This is a genomic window from Streptomyces sp. SID3343 (genome assembly GCF_009865215.1).
In the GTDB taxonomy this organism is placed as follows: Bacteria; Actinomycetota; Actinomycetes; order Streptomycetales; family Streptomycetaceae; genus Embleya.
The window spans coordinates 1-5384 of record NZ_WWJX01001447.1; the positions used below are offsets into that span (position 1 = coordinate 1).

The window sequence follows — 5384 nt, forward strand, 5'->3', positions numbered from 1 at the left end:
CAACGCCTGCGCCTCGATCGGATCACCCAACCGCGTCCCCGTACCGTGCGCCTCCACCACATCCACATCACCCACCGACAAACCCGCACCCGCCAACGCCCGCCGAATCACCCGCTGCTGCGCCGGACCGCTCGGCGCCGTCAAACCGTTCGACGCACCGTCCTGATTCACCGCCGAACCACGCACCACCGCCAACACCCGCCGCCCACCACGACGCGCATCCGACAACCGCTCCAACAACAACACACCCACACCCTCACCCCACCCCGTACCATCCGCCGACGCCGCAAACGCCTTACAACGACCGTCCGGGGCCAAACCACGCTGTCGACTGAAGTCGACGAACGGCTCGGGGGTCGACATGACGGTGACGCCGCCGGCCAGGGCCGCCGAGCATTCGCCGCGACGCAATGCCTGGGCGGCCAGGTGGAGGGCGACCAGCGACGACGAGCACGCCGTGTCCACCGTCACCGCCGGACCCTCGAAACCGAACGCGTACGAGATCCGGCCGGACACCACGCTCGCGGAGTTTCCGGTGCCGAGGTAGCCCTCGACTTCTTCCGGGGGGCTCGTCAGCCTGGAGGCGTACCGGAAACCGTTCGTGCCGGCGAAGACCCCGACCTGGTCGCCGCGCAAGGATGTCGGATCGATCCCGGCGTCCTCGAACGCCTCCCAGGTCGCTTCCAGCATCAGTCGCTGCTGCGGGTCCATCGCCAACGCCTCACGCGGCGAGATCCCGAAGAACTCCGCGTCGAAGTCACCGGCGTCGTGCAGGAACCCGCCTTCGCGCACATACGTCTTGCCTGCCCGATCGGGGTCGGGGTCGTACAGCCCCTCGACGTCCCAGCCTCGATCGGTGGGAAATCGGGTGAGGGCATGTTCCTCGGAGACGAGCAGTTGCCACAGATCCTCGGGCGAGCGCACCCCACCCGGGAACCGGCAGCTCATCCCGACGATCGCGATCGGCTCGTCCACCGCCATGGTCGGCATCGACGGTTCTCGGACGACTGGTTCCTCCTCGCCGAACAGGCTTGCCCGCAGGTGACGGGCGAGCGCCGACGGCGTCGGATGATCGAAGGCCAGCGACGAGGACAGTCGCAGGCCTGTGGCCGCGTTGAGCCGGTTGCGCAGTTCCACCGTGGTCAGCGACTGGAAGCCGATCGACTGGAACGCCTGATCGGCCTCGACCTGGTCGACGTCGGGATGCCCCAACACGACGGCGGCATGGGATCGCACCAAGTCCACCAGTTGCCGGTCTCGTTCGCGCGCGGGCAGTGCGCTCAGTCGAGCCACCAGCGCGTTTCGTGCCGACCCCGAGGCATCCGCGCCCGGCTCGACCGGCCCGACCCGGCGAGCCGGGGGCCGCACCAGGCCGCGCAGCAGTGCGGGTACTCCCTCCGTTCGGGACCGGATCCGGGTGGCGTCCAACCGGACGGGCACGAGCAGGGCTTCGTCTACCTGCCGTGCGGCGTCGAACAGGGCCAGGCCCTGCTCCGCGGACAGCGCGAGCAGGCCGCTGCGGGCATGCCGCCGCACGTCGACGTCGGCCAGGCGTCCGCCCATCCCGCCCGCTTCGGACCACAGTCCCCAGGCCAGGGAGAGCGCGGGCAGACCCGTCGCCCTGCGGTGCAGCGCCAAGGCGTCCAGGAAGACGTTCGCCGCCGCGTAGTTGGCCTGTCCCGGCCCGCCCAGGACACCGGCTGCCGCCGAGAAGAGGACGAAGGCGTCCAGGTCGAGGTGCTTCGTGAGTTCGTGCAGGTTCGCCGCGCCGTCCACCTTGGCGCGCAGGACGCGGTCCACCTGAGCCTCGGTGAGCGTGTCGACCATGCCGTCGTCGGTCACTCCGGCCGCGTGCACGACGGCGGTGAGGGGATGTTCCTTGGGGACCCGATCCAGGAGTGTGCGCACAGCGGCGGCGTCGCCCACGTCGCACGCGGCGAGCGTGACTCGTGCCCCCGACGCGGCGAGTTCCGCGACGAGTTCCGGCGCGCCGGGGGCCGCGCGGCCGCTCCGGCCGATCAGCAGCAGGTGTCGGGCGCCTCGTTCGGTGACCAGGTGTCGGGCCAGCAGTCGACCGAGGCCGCCGGTGGCTCCGGTCAGCAGCACGGTGCCCTGCGGATCGAGTGGGCGCCCGCTCGTCGGTCCCGGCGACGTCACGCGTGCGAGGCGAGGTACCAGAACCTGTCCGTCTCGTACGGCGAGCTGTGGTTCGTTCGTCGCCAGCGCGTCCGGGAGCGCGGCGAGCGACGTGGGCCGCCCGTCGAGGTCCACCAGGACGAACCGGTCGGGGTGCTCGGACTGCGCGGAGCGCAACACTCCCCAGACGGGGCTGTGGTTCAGGTCCGGCACGGGTTCGCCGTCGCGTGCCGCGACGGCGCCTCGGGTCACGACGACCAATCGCGCGACGGGTTCGGTGCCGGCGGCGAGCCACGACCGCACCGAGGCGAGGGCCCGGTGGGTCGCCGTCGCGACCGCTCGGGCATCCACAGCGGGGGACCCATCGCCGACGAACGAGACCAACACGTCGGCTGTCTGTGGCCCGAGGTCGTTCGAGTCGGGGTCCACGCGCACGTCGTACCCGGCCGTCGACAGGTGCTCGGCCACACCGAGCGGATCCGCGCCCGCGACCGTGAACCGGCCGGCGGCCTCGGTTGCCGCCGCAGCGGGGACCGGGATCCACGCGACGCGATGTAGCGCGTCCGGGTGCGGGAAGGCGGGCATGTCCTCGGGGGCGAGGGCTTCGAGTGTCATGTGGTCCGCGTACGCGATCGGTGCGCCGGTGTGGTCGGCCACCGTGAGCGTTCCCGTCGCGGAAACGTGGACGCGCAGAGCACGGGCCCCCGTGGCGACCAGCCGTACGCCTCGGCACCGGCCGATCACCAGCGGCCCACCGACGGCCGGCTCTCGCGCCTGCATCGCGTGGGTGACGGCCTCCAGGAGAGCGGGATGCAGACCGTATCCGGTCGCTTCCGTGCCCTCGGGCAGCGCGATCTCGGCGAAAACGTCCCGGCCCCGGTGCCATACGGTCCGCAGGCCGCGAAACGCGGGCCCGCATTCCAGCCCTCGTTCGACGAGGTCGTCGTAGACGGCGGAGCCGTCGAGGGCTTCGGCCCCGGTGGGAGGCCAGGTGGTGAGGTCGGGAGCGGAGGCATCCGGTCGTGGGTTCGTCGCCGCGAGCACGCCGTGCGCGTGCCGTTGCCACGAGGAGTCCGCGGTTGTCTGCGTGCTCTTCGTGTGCACGGTGAACGTCCTGCGTCCGGCGTCGTCGGCGCGGCCGACCGTCACTTGGAGATCGACACGGTCGTGTTCGGGTATCGCCAAGGGGCTGTCGACGACGAGTTCCTCGACCGTGGCGCAATCGACCTCCTCGCCCGCGCGCAGCGCCAGTTCCACGAAGGTGCCGCCGAGCAACACGATCCTGCCGTGGGCGAGGTGATCGACGGACCAGGTGTGCGTCTTCGGTGACAGCCTGCCGCTGAACACCACTCCCGCACCGTCGGCCAGTGGCAACGCCGCTCCCAGCAGCGGATGTTCGTTCCCGATCAGGCCGAGGTTCGACACCGAGGCGGTGGCCGCCGCGTCGCGCGGTTCGAGCCAGTAACGACGATGTTGGAAGGCGTAGGTGGGCAGCGCGACGTGGCTGCCGTCGGGCGCCAGCGCGGTCCAGTCGACATCGGTGCCGCGCGTGTGGAGTCGGGCCAGCGCGGTGAGGAGGGTGTCGGTTTCCGGGCGGTCCTTGCGCAGCACCGGTACCAGGAGGGTGGCTGTATCGGCATCCGGACCGGCGCCGGTATCGGCGTCGGGGGTGGCGGTGGTGTCGGCGCTCGTGTCCGCGTCGAGGAGGAAGTCCTCGGCCATGGCGGTGAGTATCGCATCGGGGCCCAGCTCGGCGAACCGGGTGACACCGAGCTCGCGGGCGGCCCGCATGCCGTCCATGAAGCGAACGGGACGTCGGATGTGCTCGACCCAGTATTCGGGGAGGGACAACTCGCCGGCCGCGATCCGTCCGCTCACGTTGGAGATCACGGGTATCTTCGGCGGCCGATAGGTGATGCTCGTGGCGACGGTTCGGAATTCGTCGAGCACGGGTTCCATGAGAGGTGAGTGGAACGCATGGGACACCCGCAGCCGTCGGGTGCGGCGTCCCTGGTCGGCGAAGTGGGCGGCGATCCGCGTCACCGCGGTCTCCTCCCCCGAGATCACCACGGCTCGGGGGCCGTTGACGGCCGCGAGTGCCACCGTCGCCGTCGACAGGGGCAGGACCTCGTCCTCCGTTGCCTGTATCGCGGCCATCGCGCCGCCCGGGGGCAACGCCTGCATCAAGGCGCCGCGAGCCACCACCAGCCGGGCGGCGTCCGGCAACGACATGACCTCGGCGGCGTAGGCGGCGGAGATTTCGCCGATGGAGTGGCCGATGAGGACGTCGGGGGTGAGCCCGAACGAGGCGAGGAGTCGAAACAGTGCCGTCTCGACGGCGAACAGGGCCGGTTGGGCGAATTCGGTACGGTCGAGCAACTGCTCGTGCTCGGTGACGACTTCGCGAAGCGATCGGCCGAGCAGGGGGTCGAGTTCGGCGCATACGGCGTCGAACGCGTCTGCGAACACGGGGAAGTCGGCGGCCAACTCGGTTCCCATGCGCAGGCGTTGCGCGCCCTGTCCGGTGAACGCGAAGGCCAGTTTCCCGGCCGAGGCCGTGTCGTCGACCAGATGCGGGCTCGGCGTGCGGGCCGCGAGAGCGGTCAGCCCGGCAAGCAGTTCCTCCCGGTCCCGGCCCCACACCACCGCTCGCCGGGCGAAGGACGCGCGCCCGCGCAGCAGGGAGAACGCCGCGTCCCGCGGGGACACCCCTTCGGTGAACAGTGAGCTCAGTCGGGTCGCCTGGTCACGCAAAGCGCTCGCGTTCTTCGCCGAGAACACCAGCGGGACCACACCGGCGCCCGAGGACTCGACGAGTTCGTCGCCGTTCGGCGGGTTTTCGAGGGTTGCGCACCGATCGCACGCCGACTCCTGGTCGAGTGCGCCGCACCGAGCGCACTCCGGTGCCTGTTCGAGGATGACGTGGGCGTTGGTTCCGCTGATGCCGAACGAGGACACCCCCGCCCGGCGCGGACGCCCGTCCCGCTCCCACGGCCGCGACCGGGTCAACAACTCCACCCCACCCGACGACCAATCCACCTCACCCGTAGGCGCGTCCACATGCAACGTCCGCGGCAACACCCCACGATCCATCGCCAACACCATCTTGATCACACCCGCCACACCCGCAGCCGCCTGCGTATGACCGATGTTCGACTTCACCGACCCCAACCACAACGGCCGACCCACCACCCGACCCCGCCCATACGTCGCCAACAACGCCTGCGCCTCGATCGGATCACCCAACC

1 protein-coding gene is annotated in these 5384 nt (G+C 70.7%); it reads right to left on the reverse strand.

The annotated features are described in order from the left end of the window. Window positions 1-5328: type I polyketide synthase (locus GT354_RS46100; protein ID WP_346012487.1), on the reverse strand; the 5328-nt coding region annotated here is incomplete at its 3' end. Window positions 5329-5384: the final 56 nt, after the last annotated feature.